At 70.4% G+C, this 17,980-nt stretch carries 13 protein-coding genes; 6 read left to right on the top strand and 7 right to left on the bottom strand.

Annotation, left to right across the window (positions count from 1 at the left end):
• The 4 genes from ABZ297_RS31905 to ABZ297_RS31890 form a co-directional block, all read left to right on the top strand.
• Positions 1-1,146, top strand: a 1,146-nt coding sequence (locus tag ABZ297_RS31905) for a glycoside hydrolase family 38 C-terminal domain-containing protein (protein ID WP_355353825.1), incomplete at its 5' end; no start/stop codon positions are given.
• 249 nt (positions 1,147-1,395) lie between these two features.
• Positions 1,396-2,703, top strand: coding sequence for a PP2C family protein-serine/threonine phosphatase (locus tag ABZ297_RS31900; protein WP_355353822.1), 1,308 nt, complete (start codon positions 1,396-1,398; stop codon positions 2,701-2,703).
• Between the two features lie 26 nt (positions 2,704-2,729).
• Positions 2,730-3,176 carry a MarR family transcriptional regulator gene (locus ABZ297_RS31895; RefSeq protein ID WP_355353819.1) on the top strand — a complete coding sequence of 149 codons (447 nt, stop codon included), beginning with the start codon at positions 2,730-2,732 and terminating at the stop codon, positions 3,174-3,176.
• Between the two features lie 91 nt (positions 3,177-3,267).
• Positions 3,268-4,098, top strand: coding sequence for an alpha/beta hydrolase (locus ABZ297_RS31890; RefSeq protein ID WP_355353816.1), 831 nt, complete (start codon positions 3,268-3,270; stop codon positions 4,096-4,098).
• 116 nt (positions 4,099-4,214) lie between these two features.
• On the opposite strand, the gene ABZ297_RS31885 is transcribed toward ABZ297_RS31890, so the two are convergent.
• Positions 4,215-5,957 carry a pyruvate dehydrogenase gene (locus ABZ297_RS31885; RefSeq protein ID WP_355353813.1) on the bottom strand — a complete coding sequence of 581 codons (1,743 nt, stop codon included), beginning with the start codon at positions 5,955-5,957 and terminating at the stop codon, positions 4,215-4,217.
• Positions 5,958-6,266: 309 nt separating this feature from the next.
• On the opposite strand from ABZ297_RS31885, the gene ABZ297_RS31880 reads away from it, so the two are divergent.
• Positions 6,267-6,983, top strand: coding sequence for a hypothetical protein (locus tag ABZ297_RS31880; protein ID WP_355353810.1), 717 nt, complete (start codon positions 6,267-6,269; stop codon positions 6,981-6,983).
• Between the two features lie 117 nt (positions 6,984-7,100).
• Here the strand turns inward: ABZ297_RS31880 and ABZ297_RS31875 are convergent, their stop codons facing one another.
• The 6 genes from ABZ297_RS31875 to ABZ297_RS31850 are packed head-to-tail and all read right to left on the bottom strand — an operon-like array spanning position 7,101 to position 16,995.
• Positions 7,101-8,060: an ABC transporter permease gene (locus tag ABZ297_RS31875; protein WP_355353807.1), complete on the bottom strand. Its 960-nt coding sequence runs from the start codon at positions 8,058-8,060 to the stop codon at positions 7,101-7,103.
• Positions 8,057-8,986: an ABC transporter permease gene (locus ABZ297_RS31870; protein ID WP_355353805.1), complete on the bottom strand. Its 930-nt coding sequence runs from the start codon at positions 8,984-8,986 to the stop codon at positions 8,057-8,059. Before ABZ297_RS31870 ends, ABZ297_RS31875 begins: the two co-directional genes overlap by 4 nt.
• Positions 8,979-10,538, bottom strand: coding sequence for a sugar ABC transporter ATP-binding protein (locus tag ABZ297_RS31865; protein ID WP_355353803.1), 1,560 nt, complete (start codon positions 10,536-10,538; stop codon positions 8,979-8,981). The genes ABZ297_RS31870 and ABZ297_RS31865 overlap by 8 nt, the downstream gene beginning before the upstream one ends.
• Positions 10,525-11,592 (bottom strand): ABC transporter substrate-binding protein, encoded by a 1,068-nt coding sequence (locus ABZ297_RS31860; RefSeq protein WP_355353800.1) that lies wholly within the window; start codon positions 11,590-11,592, stop codon positions 10,525-10,527. Before ABZ297_RS31860 ends, ABZ297_RS31865 begins: the two co-directional genes overlap by 14 nt.
• A 16-nt stretch (positions 11,593-11,608) precedes the next feature.
• Complete coding sequence (locus ABZ297_RS31855) at positions 11,609-14,134, bottom strand: PA14 domain-containing protein (protein ID WP_355353797.1); 2,526 nt, start codon at positions 14,132-14,134, stop codon at positions 11,609-11,611.
• Positions 14,135-14,145: 11 nt separating this feature from the next.
• Positions 14,146-16,995 (bottom strand): PA14 domain-containing protein, encoded by a 2,850-nt coding sequence (locus ABZ297_RS31850; RefSeq protein WP_355353794.1) that lies wholly within the window; start codon positions 16,993-16,995, stop codon positions 14,146-14,148.
• 151 nt (positions 16,996-17,146) lie between these two features.
• Here ABZ297_RS31850 and ABZ297_RS31845 point away from each other — a divergent pair, with 151 nt between their 5' ends.
• Positions 17,147-17,947, top strand: a complete 801-nt coding sequence (locus ABZ297_RS31845) for a DeoR/GlpR family DNA-binding transcription regulator (RefSeq protein WP_355353791.1) — start codon at positions 17,147-17,149, stop codon at positions 17,945-17,947.
• Positions 17,948-17,980 lie beyond the last annotated feature (33 nt).

Here is a 17,980-nt window from a genome sequence, read left to right as displayed (position 1 = left end):
CGTGAAGCCCGACTCCAGGGTGGCCTGCGTCGCCAGGGTGCGGGCCAGCTCCGAGGTGGTGGTGCCGCCGTTCATGCCGACCACCGCTCCCGGCACCGCGACGGGGGCGGCTACGTCCTCGACAACGGCCTGCTCAGGGTGGAGATCGACGGGCGCGGCCTGGTCGTCTCGGTGTTCGACGGGCGGGAGGTGATCGCGCCCGGACGGGCCGCCAACCTCCTGCAGCTCCACCCCGACTTCCCCAACATGTGGGACGCCTGGGACGTGGACGAGTTCTACCGCAACACCGTCACCGACCTGGTCGACGCCGACGAGGTGACGCCCGGCGACGACCCGGGATCGGTCCGCGTCGTCCGCTCCTTCGGCTCGTCGACGGTCACCCAGGTGCTCGCCCTCCCGTCCGGCGTCAAGCGGCTCGACATCAGCACCGAGGTCGACTGGCACGAGACCGAGAAGTTCCTCAAGCTGGCCTTCCCGCTGGACGTGCGGGCCGAGCGGTACGCCTCCGAGACCCAGTACGGCCACTCCTACCGCGCCACCCACACCAACACCAGCTGGGAGGCGGCCAAGTTCGAGGCGTGCAACCACCGTTTCGTCCACCTGGAGGAGCCGGGCTGGGGTGTCGCGCTGGTCAACGACGCGACCTACGGCCACGACGTGACCCGCACGGTCCGCGCGTCCGACTCGGGGACGACGACCACGGTCCGGGCTTCCCTGCTGCGCGCGCCGCGCTTCCCCGACCCCGAGACCGACCAGGGCGTGCACCGCTTCCGCCACGCGCTCGTGCCTGGCGCCACGATCGGTGACGCCGTCCGTGAGGGGTACTTCATCAACCTTCCGGAACGGCGGGTTCCCGGCGACGCCGAGGTGGCGCCGCTGGTGACGGTCGAGGACGACGCGGTCGTCGTGACGGCCGTCAAGCTGGCCGACGACGAGAGCGGCGACGTCGTCATCCGCTTCCACGAGTCGCGCGGCGGGCGCGCCGTCGCCCGCGTGACGGCCGGGTTCGAGGTCGCGGACGTCACGGTGACCGACCTGCTGGAACGCCCGCTCGCCGGGGCGGCCGGACCGCGGCGCGAGGGCGGCACGGTGACGCTGCCGCTGCGGCCCTTCGAGCTGGTCACGCTGCGCGTGAAGCGGGCCTGAAACGCCTTCCGGTCGGGTGGTGCGGCGCTGAGCGACGTCGCCGGCCGTGCGTGAAACGAGGTCGCGCCACCCGACCGTAAACCGGCGCGCCGGGCGCCGGCCGCCCGGCGCCGTCGCCCTGGCGAGCCGCCCGGCCGGCGTCAGGCCCCTTCCGGGGTAAACCGTTCTTGCTTGCCCCTTGGTTCACACGGGCGACACCAGCTGCCGATAATCGACAGAAATAACGCGGCGAGATGGGGCAAACAACGCATGGACGGCCCTCGCGGGGTGGAGCGGATGCTGACCGGATTGCTGGAGTCCGGCCAGCAGGCGACTTTGGAGCAACTGCCCGCTCTGGTCGCCAGGCACGCCCCCCAGGCGGGCATCGAAGAGGTGCTCATCTACCTCGCCGACCTGCAGCAGAACACGCTGCGCAGGCTCACGGGCCACGGGGGTGGCGCGCCGCGGTGCGCGGACGGCGCGGCTCCCGCGGAGCTGCGGATCGACTCGACGTACGCGGGCCGGGCCTTCCAGGAGGTCCGCATCCTGCACAAGCCGGATGAGTCGGGCATGGGGTGCTGGTGGGTGCCTCTGCTGAACGGCACCGAACGGCTGGGCGTGCTGCGCGTCCGCGCCGGCGGCGACGGGGAGGAGCACGGCGGGGAGATCCGCCAGCTCGCGTCGCTGGTCGCGCTGCTGGTGGTCAGCAAGCGCTCCTACAGCGACTGCTACCCGCGTCTGGTCAGGTCGCGGCCGATGAACGTCGCGGCCGAGATGCTCTGGCGGCTCATGCCGCCGCTGACGTTCTCCAACCGCGAGGTGACGATCAGCGGAGTGCTGGAGCCCGCCTACGAGATCGGAGGGGACGCCTTCGACTACGCGGTGGACGACGACGCCGTCCACCTGTCGATCTTCGACGCGATGGGACACGACCTGGCCGCCGGGCTCACCGCCAACCTCACCCTGGCGGCCTGCCGCAACCTGCGCCGGCAGGGCCTGGACCTGGCGAGCAACAGCAAGGGCATCGAAGCCCTGCTGCTGGAGGAGTTCGGGCACGCCACCCGCTTCGTCACCGCGATCCTGGCCGACTTCGACCTGCGCACCGGCGTCCTCACCTGGGTGAACCGCGGCCACCACCCGCCGGTGCTCATCCGGGGCGGACGCTGGATCAGCACGCTGGACTGCCCGCCGGCCCACCCCCTCGGGCTCGGCCTGGACATGCCCGTCACGGTCTGCAGCGAGCAACTCGAACCCGGCGACCGCCTGCTCCTCTACACGGACGGCATCATCGAAGCCGGCGGCAGCGAGGGCAAGGAGTTCGGCCTGCCCCGGTTCGTCGAGTTCATCCTGCGGCACAGCGCCTCGCGCCTGCCGGTACCCGAGACGCTGCGCCGCCTGATCAAGGACGTCCTCGCCCACCACGAAGGCAGGCTCCAGGACGACGCGACCGTCCTGCTCACCGAATGGCACGGCCGCGCCGAGCCCGAGGTGCGGCAGGAGCTGCTCGGGCAGTACGCGATCCCCAACCGGTCGTGCTCGGCCCTGCCGGAGGGGCGCATGGCGCGCTCGCAGTCCTGACGCGGGGTCGCTGTATCGTCCCCGTTGTGAATGGCGTCGAACTGTTCCTGCTCGGCCGGACGCTGATGAAGATCGGCGAGGAGGCCATGCCGACCGAGGGCATCGGTGAGCAGTCCACCAGCGTGCGGACCGTCCTGATCGTGGTGAGCGACGTGCGCGGGCATCCCGGCACGTCCGTGGGGGAGATCGTGTCGCGGACGGGGCTGCCGCAGAGCGCCGTGTCGGCGGCCGTCGCGCGGCTGCGCGCCGCCGGGGCGGTCGAGACCATGACCGACCCCGCCGACCGCCGCCGCCTGCTGATCCGCGAGGCTCCGCAGGCGTCGGAGCGGGTGACGGAGGTCAGGGCGGCGTCCATCGACGACGCGGTCGCCGCGGCGCTGGGCACGGACGACCCGCAAGCCGTGGGGGAGACCGTGGCGGCCCTGGAGGCGCTCGCCCGCCGTCTCATCCCGAAGACCCTCACCCGCGACTGACTCCCCACCTTCGGAGCACTCAAATGCATCATTCTTGATACATCAAATCAGATGCATTATCGTGAGAGCCTCCTCGTGAAAGGGACCTCTCATGGAGCAGACCGGCCACCTCCGCGTTCCCGGAGCCACGCTGTACTACGAGGTTCGCGGCTCCGGCCCGGCCCTGCTGATCTCGCAGAGCGGCGACGGCGACGCCAACCGCAGCGACGACCTGGTGGCGCAGCTCGTCGCCGACCACACGGTGATCACCTACGACCGCCGTGGCCTCTCGCGCAGCGTCCTCGACACCCCCGGCGGGAAGGCCGGCATCGCCCAGCACGCCGACGACGTGCACCGCCTGCTGGCCGCCCTCACCGACGAGCCCGTGACCATGCTGGGGTGCAGCCTCGGCGCCGTCATCGGGCTGCACCTCGCCGTGACCCATCCCGGCCGGCTGACTGCGCTCGTCGCGCACGAGCCGGTCGCGCCCTGGCTCCTGCCCGGCGACGAGCGCGCGCGGCACGTCCGCGAGCTGGTGGAGATCCAGGACGTCCACGAACGCGAGGGGCTGGCCGCGACCTTCGCGGAGATCGCCAGGGTCCTCGGCATCGACCCGCACCACCAGGACACCGAGCCGGACCTGACCCCGCAGCCGATGACCCCGCGGCGTGCCGAGAACTTCGCCTTCTTCGTCAGGAACGACTTCACGGCCGTCGTCGAGGACGCCCTCGACCTCGCGGCGGTGGCGGCGCTGAAGGACGGCGGCCCCCGCATCGTGCCCGCCGCCGGACGCACCACGCCGCACGCCGTCTTCGACCACCGCTGCGCCGAGGAACTGGCCGCGCTGGTCGGCGCCGACCTGGTGGAGTTCCCGGGCGGCCACAACGGCAACACCACCCACCCCCGCGCGTACGCAGCCACCCTCCGCGCCATCACCCGCTAGGGAGTGGTGATCGACTTCGCGGCCTCCTCCCGGCGGCCGACCAGGCGGCGGCCCCGCTCACCTCGCGTGGCGACTGCGAGCGGTCCCCCGGCGAGGCGGGGACGGCGCCGCTCTGGTCAGGGGCGTGGGATGTTGCGCAGGTTGGCGCGGGCGAGCTGGATCATCCGCCCGACTCCGCCGTTGAGCACGATCTTGCTCGTCGACACCGCGAAGCCGGTCAGTTGCCGGCGGGTGATGCGGGGCGGCATGGACAGCGCGTTCGGGTCGGTGACGACGTCGAGGAGCGCCGGGCCCGGGTGGTCCAGCGTCTCGCGCAGCGCGTCCCGCACGTCCCTGGGATCCTCGACCCGGACGCCGTGCGCCCCGGCCGCGCGGGCGATCGCCGCGTAGTCGGTGTGCGGGTAGGACGTGGCGTGCGGCGGCATCCCCGCCACCAGCATCTCCAGCTCCACCATGCCGAGCGACGAGTTGTCGAAGATCACCACTTTGACCGGAAGGTCGTACTGCACCAGGGTGAGGAAATCGCCCATCAGCATCGAGAAGCCGCCGTCGCCGGACATGGAGACGACCTGACGGCCCCGGTCGAGCAGCTGCGCGCCGATCGCCTGGGGCATCGCGTTGGCCATCGACCCGTGGTTGAACGAGCCGATGACCCGGCGGCGGCCGTTCGGGGTCAGGTAGCGCGCCGCCCAGATGTTGCACATGCCGGTGTCGACGGTGAAGATCGCGTCGTCGGCGGCCTCCTCGTCGAGGATCGCGGCGACGTACTCCGGATGGATCGGCCGCTGCCGCTCGACGTTGCGCGTGTACGCCGCGACGACCCCCTCCAGCGCGTCGGCGTGCTTGTTCAGCATCCGGTCGAGGAAGCGGCGGTCGCTCTTCTCCCGCACCCGGGGGATGAGCGCGCGCAGCGTCTCCCGGACGTCACCCCAGATGGCCAGGTCGAGTTTGGACCGGCGGCCCAGGTGCTCGGCCCGCACGTCCACCTGGACGATGGACACGTCATCGGGCAGGAAGGCGGCGTAGGGGAAGTCCGTGCCCAGCAGGAGGAGCAGGTCCGCCTCGTGCATCGCGTCGTAGGCGGCGCCGTACCCCAGCAGCCCGGACATGCCGACGTCGAACGGGTTGTCGTACTGGATCCACTCCTTGCCGCGCAGCGCGTGCCCGACCGGCGACTTGATCCGCTCGGCGAGCGCCATGACCTCCGAGTGGGCGCCGGCCGTCCCGCTGCCGCAGAACAGCGTGACCTTCTCGGCCTCGTCGATCATGCGGGCCAGCGCGGCGACCTCGTCATCGCCCGGACGGACGGCGGGCCGCCGGGTGGCCATCGCCAGCTCGGTGGTCACCTGCGGCGCGTCCTGCCCGGCGGTGTCGCCTGACATGCTCACCACGGCCACGCCCGAGCGGCCGACCGCGTGCTGGATCGCCGTCAGCAGCACCCGCGGCATCTGGTCCGGATGCGAGATCAGCTCCGAGTAGTGGCTGCACTCGGCGAACAGCCGGTCCGGGTGGGTCTCCTGGAAGTAGACGGTGCCGATCTCGGCGCTGGGGATGTGCGCGGCCAGGGCCAGCACCGGCGCCATGCTCCGGTGGGCGTCGTACAGGCCGTTGATCAGGTGGAGGTGGCCGGGCCCGCAGCTGCCCGCGCACGCGGTGAGGCGCCCCGACAGCTGCGCTTCCGCTCCCGCCGCGAAGGCGGCGCTCTCCTCGTGCCGCACCTGGACCCACTCGATCGCGGAGCTGCGGCGGACGGCGTCGGTGACGGGGTTGAGGCTGTCGCCGACGACGCCGTACAGCCGCTTGACCCCGGCCCGCGTGAGAGTGTCGACGAACTGCTCCGCGACGGTCTGCCTAGCCATGCGGTGAAGCCCCCTGTCCGTGTGGCGATCCCCTCGGCCCGGTCTCCAGGTCGGCGCGTTCTCGGCCGGGGCAGGAGGGACGCGCCCGGCGTGCCTGTGCCCGGCAACGGATGAGGGCACGCCAAAGGCGGGCTAAAGCTTCCTCTCCCCGCGGGACGCCGGTGCCGCCGTGTGAGGCGCGAGCGCTCGCAGGCCCCAGGCGGGCCGGTGGGAAAGCAATGACAAACTTCGCAAAATGTTACGTTTGACCCTAGGAGCGACTGCAGGCATGCCGGAGCATGGTAGATGTCCGAATCGTACCGTTTGGGGGTGATTCTCGTGAAGGTGAAGGAGAGTCACGAGCTCCGATGGGGCGGCATGGCCGGTATCGCCGCGATCGTGATCGCGATCATTGGGCGGCTGGTGATGGGAAACGCTCCGAAGGTCATGGAGTCGTCCACGACGATCGCCGGGTTCCTGCTCCAGTACCGGACCCAGGTCCTGCTCGGGTCGCTGCTCCTCGGCATCGCCACGATGCTGTTCCTGTGGTTCGGCATCGCCATGGCCACCGCCTTCCGGCGGGCCGACGAGGTCAGCGACACGCCCGCGATGGTCCTGGCCGGCTACGTGCTCCTCGCCGCGCTGGGGTTCGTCGGGGTGTCCCTGCTCGCGGGCATGACCTACTCCTTGACCGCGCACCGGTCCCTCATGGCCCTCGCAGGCGGGCCGTACACCGCGGTGACGGTGATGGGGGCGATCTCCGGCATCGCCGTGGCGGCCACGTTCGGCGCCACGGCCGCCGCCATCATGCGCACCCACGTGTTCCCGATGTGGATGGCGTGGTGCGCCATCGCCGTCGCCGTGGTCCAGCTGCTGGCCGCGTTCGCGGTGGGAAGCGTGGGAGGTGTGTTCGGGCCCGACAGCCTGCTGGTGGGGGTGCTCCCCGGAGTGCTCACGGCGCTGTGGGTGCTGGCCGCGAGCTGGATGCTCATCCGCGAGCACCTGCCGATACCCGCCGCCGGCGCCAGGCCGGTGATGGGTCACTAGCCGAGCGTCCGCAGCCGGCCGGATCGGCTGTACCCGTCACCTCGCCGAGAACGGGACGGTGACGGAGGCCTGCGCGAACGAGCGGGCCCCGAGAGTCTCCCGGGGCCCGCTCGCTTGTCATGACAGTCGTTGTGCCTTGCTGAGCAGCCGCTGCGCCAGCACCACCAGCGCCAGAAAGGCGCCGCTCACCACCTGCTGGAAGGCCGACGTCAGGTTGCCCACCTGGTTGATCAGGCTCTGGATCACCCCGAGCAACAGCACCCCCGCCACCGTCCCCGTGATGCCGCCCGCTCCTCCGGTCAGCAGGGTGCCGCCGATCACCACGGCGGCGATGACGTCCAGTTCGAGGCCGATGCCGAGGATGGTGACGCCCGAGGACAGCCGGGCGGCGTTCAGCGCCCCGGCCAGGCCCGCGAGCAGGGCCGACATGACGTACACCGACACCTTGGTGCGGGCGACGGGGACGCCCATGAGGGCCGCCGCCTGCTCGTTGCCGCCGATGGCGTAGACGTTCTGGCCGAAGCCGGTCCGTTGCAGCAGCACCATCGCCGCCAGCGCCAGTGACGCGGTGATGTAGACGGGGTAGGTGAGGCCGAGCAGCTCACCCTGCCCAAGGGCGGCGAACGCGGGATTTTTCACCAAGTAGGTGGTGGCACCTTCGTCCGAGAGGGCGAGCATCAGACCTCGGACACCCAACAAACCGGCCAATGTCACGATAAAAGGCGCCATCCCGGTGCGGGCGATGATCAAGCCCTGGACGAGGCCGACGACCCCGCAGGCCGCCAGCGGCAGCGCCAGGGCGACGAACAGGCCGTACTGCGAACCGTAGGCCGCCAGCACGCCGCCCAGGACGAACAGCGACCCCACCGACAGGTCGATCCCGCCGCTGATGATGACGAACGTCATCCCGATCGCGATGATCGCCAGGAACGAGGACGAGACCACGACGCTGGCCGCGTTACCCGCCGTGGCGAAGGAGTCGAAGGCCAGGCTGCCCACGAGCACCAGCAGGGCCAGCACCATGAGCGCGCCGTGCTGCTGCAGCAGGCGGCTCACCTGCTCACGGGTGACGGTCATCGGGTCCCACGCTCCCTCGTCGCGTAGACGGCTGCCAGGATGATGACCGCCTGGACCATCTGGGTCCACGACTGCGGCAGGTTGTGCTTGATCAACGTCGCCGACAGCAACTGCATGAGCAGGGCGCCCATGACGGTGCTGAGCACCCTGATCCGCCCCCCGGTCAGCGGCGTCCCGCCCACCACGACGGCGGTGATCGCCGACAGCTCGATGAACAGCCCGAGCGAGGTCGGGTCACTGGCCTGCAGCCGGGCCGTGGCCAGCACGCCCGCGAGCGCGGCCAGCAGCCCGGAGATGACGTAGACGAGCAGCAGAACCCGCTTGACCGGCAGCCCAGACAGCTCGCTCGCCGACCGGTTGCCGCCGATCGCGACGACCTGCCTGCCGAAGGTGGTGCGCCGCACCACGAACAGCATCACCAGCGTCAGCGCCGCCGCGATCAGCACGATGACCGGGATCCCGGCCACCGAGCTGCTGCCCAGCGCGATCAGGTCCGGGTTCCTGAACTCGACGAGCTGGGGCACGAGCATGTTCGCCAGGCCGCGCACGCCGACCAGCAGCGCCAGCGTGGCGACGATCGGCTGCACCCCGACATAGGCGACCAGGGCCCCGCCCGCCGCCCCGACGACGCCCCCGCCGACCACGGCCACGATCAACGCGGGCGGCCAGCCGTACCCCAGGTAGAGCACGACGAGGGCGGCTGCGAGCGCCATGACGGAGCCCACAGACAGGTCGATGCCCTGCGTGCCGATCACCAGCGCCATGCCGAGCGAGACGATCACGATGGGCGTGACCTGGACGAGCTGGGTGCGGAAGTTGGACGCGTCCATGAAGTGCGGCGTGAACAGCACGTTGAACAGCAGCAGCACCAGCACCGCGGCGTACACGCCGTAGTCCTGCACCCAGCGGAAGACCCGTTCAGCCATCGGACTGCTCCGCGATCGTTGCCATGATCCTCTCCTCGGTCACGTCGTCGCCGGACAGCTCGCCGGCGACCGCGCCCTCGCGCAGCACGAGGATCCGGTCGGCGCCCTCGACCAGTTCCTCCAGGTCGGAGGAGATCAGCAGCACGCCGAGCCCCTCCTCGGCCAGTTCGTCGATCAGTGCCTGCACCTCGGCCTTGGCGCCGACGTCGATGCCGCGCGTGGGCTCGTCGAGCAGCAGCACCTTGGGCCGGACGGCGAGCCAGCGGGCCAGCAGCACCTTCTGCTGGTTGCCGCCGGACAGCTCCGAGACGAGCTGGTGCGGCGAGGCCGCCTTGATCCTCAGCCTCCGCATGAAGATCTCGACGACCCGGTCGATCTTCGCGTCGGACACCACGCCCGCCGTGCCCAGGGACGGCAGCGCGGCCAGCGCGATGTTCTCCCGCACGGACAGCGTCGGGATGATCCCCTCGGCCTTGCGGTCCTCGGGCAGCAGGCTGACGCCCGCGCGGATGGCCGCCGTCGTGGAGCCGCTGCGCAGCGGCAGCCCGGCCACCAGCACCTGCCCGCCGTCCAGCGGCATCGCTCCGACGATCGCCTTGGCGGTCTCGGTACGGCCCGCGCCAAGCAGCCCGCCGAGCCCGACGACCTCGCCCGGCCTGACCGAGACGTCCACCCCGTCGAGCACGTGCTGCCGGGTCAGCCCGCGCGCCTCGACCACCGGCGGAACGAGCCCGTCCGAGGAGCCGGCGGCGCGGTGGCGCTCGCGCGAGAACCGGGTCATCCCCTCCGAGCGCACCTCGCTCAGGTCGCGTCCCAGCATGAGCGAGATGAGCTTCAGCCTCTCCAGCGGGGCGAGCGGCCCGGTGTGCGCGACACGGCCGTCCCGCAGCACAGTGACCTGGTCGCACACCTGGTACAGCTCGTCGAGCCGGTGGCTGACGTACATGACCGCGATCCCGCCGTCACGCAGCCGTCTGATCACCCCGAAGAGCGTCTCGACCTCGCGCGGTTCGAGGGAGGAGGTGGGCTCGTCCATGATGACCGCCCGCGCGTCGGTCGACACGGCCCTGGCCAGGGCGACCATCTGCTGAGCCCCGACGCCGAGGCTCCGCAGTGGCCGTCTGACGTCGGTCTCGACCCCGTATCCGGCGAGGACGCGCTCCGCCTCGCCGTACATCCGCGCGGCGTCGATGACGCCGAAGCGGCCCCGCGGCTCGCGCCCGAGCAGCAGGTTGCGCGCCACGCTCATCATCGGGACGAGGTTGACCTCCTGGTAGATGGTGGAGATCCCGGCGCGCTGTGCCTCCATCGGGGTGCCGAAGGCGGCGGGCCGGCCCTGATAGCGCAGCTCGCCGCCGTCCGGTTGGTACACGCCGGTGAAGACCTTGATCAGCGTCGACTTGCCCGCGCCGTTCTCCCCCACGAGGGCGTGCACCTCGCCCGGGTGAAGGGCGAGGGACACGCCGTCGAGAGCGAGCACGCCGGGGAAGCGCTTGCTGACCCCGTCGGCCTCGAGAACCGGTTCCGTGCCGGCCAAGTCAGTACGCCTCACCGAGGGAGTCCTTGGCGTTGCCGGTGTCGTAGTCGCGGTCGGAGATGACGACCTTGTCGGGGATGGGCCGGCCGTCGAGGAACTTCTGGGCGGTCTCGAAGGCCAGCGGGCCGAAGCGGGGGTTCGACTCGATGACCGCGTGCAGCCAGCCGTCGGCGATGCCCTGGACGGCGCTGCGCGTGCCATCGACTGACACGATCTTGATGGTGCCCGGCTCCTTGCCCGCGCCCTTCAGCGCCGTGACGGCGCCGAGCGCCATCTCGTCGTTCTCGGCGTAGATGCCGTTGATATCGGGGTTGGACTGGATGAGCTGCTCGGTGACCTGCTGGCCCTTCTCGCGGGCGAATTCGCCGGTCTGCTCGAAGGAGATCTGGATATCCGGTGCCTTCTCCTTGATCCGGTCCTTGAAGCCGTTCGTCCGCTCGGTGGTGACGTTGTTGCCGGGCGCGCCGAGCAGAATGGCGACCTTGCCCTTGCTCGACAGGGCGTCGATCATGCGATCGGCGGCCCGCTTGCCCTGCTCGTAGAAGTCGGAGCCGATGAACGTCAGGTAGTCGCCGCACGGCTTGGCGTTGATCTTCCTGTCCACCGTGATGATCGGGATCTTCTTGGCCGCCGCCTGCTGGAGCACCGGTTCCCAGCCGTCGGAGTTGAGCGGTGCGATGACCAGCAGCTTCACGCCTTGGGCGATGAGCTGCTGCACGTCGGTGATCTGCTTGGAGAACTGCGACTGGGCGTTGGTGACCTTGAGGTCGGCGATGCCGAGCTTGGCCGCCTCGTCCTTGATCGACTTGGTCTCGGCGATGCGGAACGGGTTGGCCTCCTTCTCCGATTGGGAGAAGCCGACGGTGGCCGACTTGAGGTCGAACGTGGTGCCGCCGAACTGCTGCAGGGTGCAGGTCGGCCCGGCCGAGTCGCTGGGCGTCTGTACGACCTGCTTCCCGGCCGTGCTGGTGGCGGCGGGCGCGCTCTGCGGCTCCTCCGACTTGGCGCACGCGGAGGCGGTGAGGAGGACGGCCAGCGCTAAGGATGCCGTCCGGATATAGGGGGGCATAGCTGTTCCTTTCCTATCAGGCGCAGGGCGAGGCAGGCTTGCCGGTGAGCGCCTGGTTCGCGTCGTGCACCCGCTGCACGTCGGGCTTGGTGACGGCCCTGTCGTAGGTCATCAGGCCGTTGAGCTCGGTCTCGACGTCGGTGGTCTGGGTGTAGATGGCGGCGCTGAGCCCATCGCAGGAGCGCAGCCGCTCCAGCGCCCTGGCCATGTCGACGTAGCGGTTGGTGAGGGCCGCGGGGTCGGGTTCGACCGCGTACCCCCAGCCGCCGCCCGACCAGGTGTGGCCGATGAGCGGCAGGCCCAGGCCGCCGTACTCACCGAGGACGACCGCCCTGGTGCCGGTGGGCTTGCCGGGGGCGCCGGGGCCCGGGTAGATGTGGAAGTCCTGGACGTCGCCGTTGCCGCCGTCCACGGCCCCGCAACAGTTGACACCGCTCATGTTGTCGACCAGCCGCGACGGGTCCCAGCTCTTGACCAGGTCGGCGATGCGGGCCTGGTCGTACTGCCCCCAGCCCTCGTTGAAGGGCACCCACATGACGATCGACGGGCTGCTGCGGTGCTGGTCGACCAGCTCGCGCAGCTCGGCCTCGAACTGGGGCCTGTCGGTGGTCCTGAACGCGGCGGGCATGTCCTGCCAGACGAGCAGGCCGAGGCGGTCGGCGTGGTAGTACCAGCGGTCGTTCTCGACCTTGACGTGCTTGCGCACGGTGTTGAAGCCGAGCTTCCTGGTCTGCTCCAGGTCGTAGCGAAGGGCCTCGTCGGTCGGGGCGGTGTAGATGCCGTCGGGCCAGAAGCCCTGGTCGAGCGGGCCGAGCTGGAAGACGGGCTGCCCATTCAACAGCATCCGGTTGTTCTGCACAGAGATGCTGCGCATCCCGAAATAGGACGAGATTTCGTCCTTCTTCAGCGTGACTGTCAGGTCGTAGAGGAACGGCTTGTCCGGCGACCACAGCTTGGGGTTCGGCACCGGCAGCCTGAGCTCGGCGCCCACGGCACCGGTGACCGTGCCGACGACGCGGCGGCCGTCGCGGGCGATCACGGTCGCGGTGCCGGAGGAGCCCCTGACGGTGACCCGCAGGGCCTGGCCGGCGACGTCCGGCACGGTGTCGACGCGGTCGATGTGCTCCTTCGCGACGGGCTCCATCCAGACGCTCTGCCAGATGCCGGAGTTCGCGGTGTACCAGATGCCGTTGGGGCTGAGCCGCTGCTTGCCGATGGGCTGGCTGCCGCTGTCGGTCGGGTCGGTGACGCCGACGACGAGTTCCTGCCGGCCGTCCCGCTTGAGCGCGTCGGTCACGTCCACGCTGATCCGGCCGTAGCCGCCCTTGTGGGTGCCGACCTGCCGGCCGTTCACGTAGATCGTGGACTGCCAGTCCACGGCGTCCAGGTGCAGCAGGACGCGCTCGCCGCGCCACGCGCGTGGCACCTCGAACGTCCGGCGGTACCACATGCGCTCCTCGTGCCTGCCGATCCCGGAGAGCTGCGACTCGACCGGGTACGGCACGACGATGCGCTCGGCCAGGTCGCGGCCGATCGGGGCGGCCTCGCCCGGCTTGGCCGCGGCGAACTGCCAGGTGCCGTTGAGACTGCGCCACTGATCCCTGACGAGCTGCGGACGGGGATACTCGGGCAGCGGGTTGGCCGGGTCCACATCCTTGGACCAGCGGGTCTGCAGGACATAGGTGGACTCGTTCACCACGAACGCGTAGGGGAAGGCCTCGACCGGCGTGCCGTCGGCGTGGCTGAACCCGCCCTGCCCGTCGTAGGTGGCCCTCAGCGTGCTACCGGCCTTGCCGGGAACCGCATACTCCAGCCCCAACTCCACCGTGTCCTGATTTTTCAGGACTGCAGAGGTTACGGGCCACTTCGTTCCGGCAACGGTGATGGCCAGGTGCTCGGCCAGGTTGGCGGGCAGCGCGCCCAGCGGCTTGCCGAACGTCAGCGTGGCGGTGTCGCCGGCAGCGTTCACCCGTGCGTCGACCGGACCGGGCGGGTCGAAACCGTCGGGCACCGTGAACGCCTCGCCGGGCACGATCTCCTTCGGCTGGCTCGTGCTCTGCCACCGCAGCCTCAGGTTCGCCCCGCCGAAGTGCTCGAAATACTCCACCTTGATGTCGTACTTCTTCCCGGCTTCGAGGGCGATCGGGGTGCCGACCTGCTCCCTGTCCCAGTCGTCGACCCAGTGGTCGATCACGGGCCGGCCGTCCACCCAGAGCCGGAACCCGTTGTCGCCGATGATCGAGAAGGTGTACGTCTCGGAGTACTTGGGCTGGATCTGCCCCGTCCATCGCACGGTGACGTCGTCGTCCCGTCCGGTCAGCAGTTTGAGCGCGGGGTTCAGGTCGGGCAGGTCGAGGCTCGGGTCGACGACGCTGGCCTTCAGCTCGCCGAAGTCGAACGCGCCGGGAGCCGAGGCGAGGTAGTAGTCGCCACGCAGCCCGTGCCGCTCAACGGCGGACTGCACAACGGACTGGGCAAGCGAGGGCGCCTGCCATAAGGCGGCCAGGAGCACGGTGATCAGCACCGCGAGCGTCTTGCGCACGAAGGGTCCTTTCACGCTGGGGGATGGAAGGAACAACTCGGGACGGTCTCCTTGGCGGAGCCCGGAGGCTGCCAGCGCAGCCGCAGGTGGGCGCCGCCGTAGTGCTCGAAGTATTCGATCGTGATGTCGTAGTTCCTGCCGGCTTCGAGATGGACGGGGGAGCCGGTCTGCTCGACGTCCCAGTCGTCCACCCAGTGGTCGATGACGAGCCTGCCGTCCACCCACAAGCGGAAGCCGTTGTCGCCGATCATGGAGAACGTGTGCTCGCCCGTGCGTTCGGCGGCGAGCTGCCCGGTCCACCTGACGGTGACGTCGTCCTGCCTGCCTGTGAGCCTGTCGAACACCGGGTTCAGGTCGGCGAAGTCGATGGCCGGATCCACGACGGTGGCCTTGAGTTCGGCGAAGTCGAACCTCCCCGGTGCGGAGGAGAGGTAGTACTCGCCGCGCAGCCCGCGCGGCTCGGCCGTGGTCACCTCGAGGGAGGCCCGTGTCCGGGTGGTCTGCCTGGTTCCGGCCGTGTAGTCCGCCTCGGCGGTCAGGACCGCCTGCAGGCAAGGGCTCGCGTCGGCCGGCGGCGTCACCGACCAGCGCGTGACCAGCTCGCCTCCCGGCCTGAGCCGGTCCCGGGACGCACTGGTCAGCGGCGTGGCGGTCCATCCGGCGGGCAGGGTGAGCCGGACCGCCACGTCTGTCGCCGGACGCCCCTGGTTCACCAGCGTGGTCGTCACGGTCCCGGTCCCGCCCGCGACGACCTTCCCCGGGGTGGCCGTCAGCGTCATGGCGTCGCTGGAGCGGCTCCACGCCTGCAGCTCGACCACGCCGACCGGCTCGTCACCGAACAGCAACCGCACCCGGCTGGTGGTGATCTCGGGGAAGGTGATCCGGTTCGGTCCGTTGCCCACGGGCTTGTCCGGCGAGCGGACCTGGCCGGGGACGTCCTGCCAGGCGGTGCCGGTCCAGTGCTGCAGCCGGTAGGCGGTGGCGGTCCGCACTCCACCGCCGTCGTCGTAGCCGTACCAGCGGATGTCGCCGACCCGGGTGGGACCGCCGAAGTCGACGCCGTAGTAGTCCTCGGTGTTGGGCGAGGTGTAGTTGGTCCAGCGGGTGTTCTGCGGCACCTCGTCGAACCAGACCTTGCCGTCGATGCCGTTCCACTCGTTGTCGTAGCGGGAGGTGAAGGAGGCGATGGGCTTCGGGAAGCCGGTGCGCAGGGGGTTGGCGGCGTCGTTGACCAGCCGCCCGGTGGCCTGCTCTGTGGCCTGCTCTGGGGCCTGGTCGCGCGCCGGGCCGACGGGAATCGTCATCGGGCGCACCGAGTCCGCCCGCCGCACCAGCGAACCGTCCACGTAGACACGCAGGCCGGCGCCCCTGCCGTAGTGAGAGCCGTCGCGGTCCCACAGCACGGTCAGGTCATGGCCGTGGTAGGGGACGTTCTCCACGGCGAAGTGGTCCCAGGCGGCTGGCACCAGCGGCGCCAGCCGGAGCGTGGCGCCCTCCTCGCCGCGCAGCCCGAGCAGCCCCGACAGGACCAGGTCGGTGTAGGAGGAGTGCAGGTAATCCTCACTGTGGTCGCGGCCGTCGTAGAGCCACCGGTCCTCGTCCGGGTGGTGCGCCTCGGCCACGTACGGCTCGCCGTTGCGGTACTGGGTCAGCGCGTAGGTGCGCAGCAGCCGGTAGTAGTCGTCCTTCGACACGTACGGCTGGGCCGGGTAGTCGGTCAGCAGGTTGCCCATCCCCGTGAGCACCTGGGCGGTGGTGAACGGCCAGCTCGGCCCGGTCCACCGGCAGCAGCCCTGCGACGCCTCGTGCATGAACCACCGGCTGCGGCGCTCCACGGTCGTCGGCCCGTAGGGCGCGGCGAATCCCTGCGGGTCGAGGAGCTGCTGCCAGGCGGCCGACTGGGCCGGGTCGGGCAGGTTGAACTGCCACGGCACGAATCCGACGTCCTCCCGGGTGTCGAGCTTGTCCAGCCCGGGGTTGTTCTCCTGGACGACGTCGTAGAAGAACTTCCTGCCGGCGTCCCAGAGCCGGTCGATCGTGTTCCGCTTCAACGTGGCCGCGCGTTCGGCGAACCGGCGGGCCGTGGGGCTGTCGCCTGCCATCGCGGCGATGCGGCTGATCGCCACCGCGTCACCGTACTGGTAGGCGTTGATCGACGGGCGGAGCGTCCTGACGCCGCCGAAGGTGTCGCTGCTCTGGTAGGACGCCGGCGACAGCTCCTTGGCGTCCCACACGGGCAGCTGCCAGTACAGCCCGCTCTGGGCGTCGAACTGGCCCTGCCACCCGTCGTACTGCCTGATGAGCGCGGGGAGCAGCCGCTTGGCGGACTGCCAGTCACCGGTGATCTCGGCCCTGGCGTGGACGGCGTCGGCGGCCCAGAAGCTGTACTCGTGTGCCCAGTCGGGGGCGTTCGGGTTGACCTGCTGCCTGCCCTGACCGGGGCCGGTCAGCCAGAACGTGACGTAGTCGTCGAGGTAGCGCCGGTCCCGCACCCACCGTCCCTCGTAGATGTGGTGCCCGGCCGCCGCGTTGATGGCCTGGTACGGCGCGGCGTAGCCGCAGCAGTCGAGGAACTCGGTCAGCACCCAGCCGTCAGCTGGGTTGGTGTAGCGCAGGTGCTCCTTCCACACCCGCCAGCGGTAGTAGTACACCTCCTGGATCTGACGGTCCGGCAGGTCCACGAACGGGATGTTGGCCTCGTACCAGCCGGGGTCGTTGAACCCCGCGAGGTACGAGCCGTGGTCCAGGACGCTGGCCGGCTTGTCCTCGGCCGAGCTCGGACGGGCCGGGACGACGATCAGGGACAAGACGAGCAGGGATAAGACGGCGGCGATCGCGCAGGCGGTGGCGGGAATGCGCATGGCAGGCCCTTCGATCAGGATCGGACAGGAATTGACCCCGTCCGCGTCCAAAAGAAGCATCCGCGGACCTAGGCGGTCAAGACTTCCGATCAGATTCGTTCTGATTCGGTCAGAGGTGAACCGAACTTGGCCGCTCGTCTATGATCGGGACGTGAGCGACACGCAGAGCGACGGCCGCAGGCCCGTGTTCGCCGCGGAACGCAGGCAGCGCATCCTCGAGCTGGTGCGTGCCAACGGCGCGGTGTCGCTGCGCGAGCTCGCCCAGGCCGTCCACTCCTCCGAGGTGACCGTCCGCCGCGACCTGCGCGCGCTGGAGTCGGAGGGGCTGCTCAACCGCCACCACGGCGGCGCCACCCTGCCGGGCGAGCTGTCCCGCGAGGCCGGATACACGCACAAGGTGTCGCTGGAGTCGGCGGAGAAGGCCGCGATCGCCGATCTGGCCGCGGTCCTGGTCGAGGACGGCGACGCGATCGTGGTCGGCCCCGGCACCACCACCATGGAGTTCGCCCGCCGCCTGACCAGGTACTCCGAGCTGGCCGTCGTGACCAACTCGCTGCTGGTGGCGCAGGTGCTCGCGGGTTCGCCGCGGGTCGAGGTGATGCTGACCGGAGGCACGCTGCGCGGCTCGATCCTGGCTCTGGTCGGCAGCGCGGCCGAGCGCTCGCTGGCGGGGCTGCGGGTCCGCAGGGCGTTCGTCTCGGGCAACGGGCTCAGCGCCGAGCGTGGCCTGTCGACGCCGAACATGCAGGTGGCGGGCGTGGATCGGGCCCTGGCCGCCGCCGCGGAGGAGGTCGTGGTGCTGGCCGACCACACCAAGATCGGCATCGACACGATGGTGCAGACGGTCGCGGCCGAGCAGATCGCCCATCTCGTCACCGACGACGCCGCGCCCCGCGACGTGCTCGACGATCTCGGCGCCCGAGGCGTCCGGCTGCACGTCGCTCAGATCTGATCGAATGTGACATTTCTGTTACTGAACTGTTTC

This window comes from Nonomuraea sp. NPDC005983, assembly GCF_040614375.1.
GTDB lineage: Bacteria > Actinomycetota > Actinomycetes > Streptosporangiales > Streptosporangiaceae > Nonomuraea.
The sequence above is the reverse complement of the archived record's forward strand: the minus strand, read 5'-3'. Positions and strand labels throughout refer to the sequence as shown.

What these genes read in the sequence shown, in the direction of transcription:
- ABZ297_RS31900 (WP_355353822.1), top strand. Translation starts at nt 1,396, where the DNA reads ATGGACGGCCCTCGCGGGGTGGAGCGGATGCTGACCGGATTGCTGGAG.
- ABZ297_RS31890 (WP_355353816.1), top strand. Translation starts at nt 3,268, where the DNA reads ATGGAGCAGACCGGCCACCTCCGCGTTCCCGGAGCCACGCTGTACTAC.
- ABZ297_RS31885 (WP_355353813.1), bottom strand. Translation starts at nt 5,957, where the DNA reads ATGGCTAGGCAGACCGTCGCGGAGCAGTTCGTCGACACTCTCACGCGG.
- ABZ297_RS31875 (WP_355353807.1), bottom strand. Translation starts at nt 8,060, where the DNA reads ATGACCGTCACCCGTGAGCAGGTGAGCCGCCTGCTGCAGCAGCACGGC.
- ABZ297_RS31870 (WP_355353805.1), bottom strand. Translation starts at nt 8,986, where the DNA reads ATGGCTGAACGGGTCTTCCGCTGGGTGCAGGACTACGGCGTGTACGCC.
- ABZ297_RS31860 (WP_355353800.1), bottom strand. Translation starts at nt 11,592, where the DNA reads ATGCCCCCCTATATCCGGACGGCATCCTTAGCGCTGGCCGTCCTCCTC.
- ABZ297_RS31850 (WP_355353794.1), bottom strand. Translation starts at nt 16,995, where the DNA reads ATGCGCATTCCCGCCACCGCCTGCGCGATCGCCGCCGTCTTATCCCTG.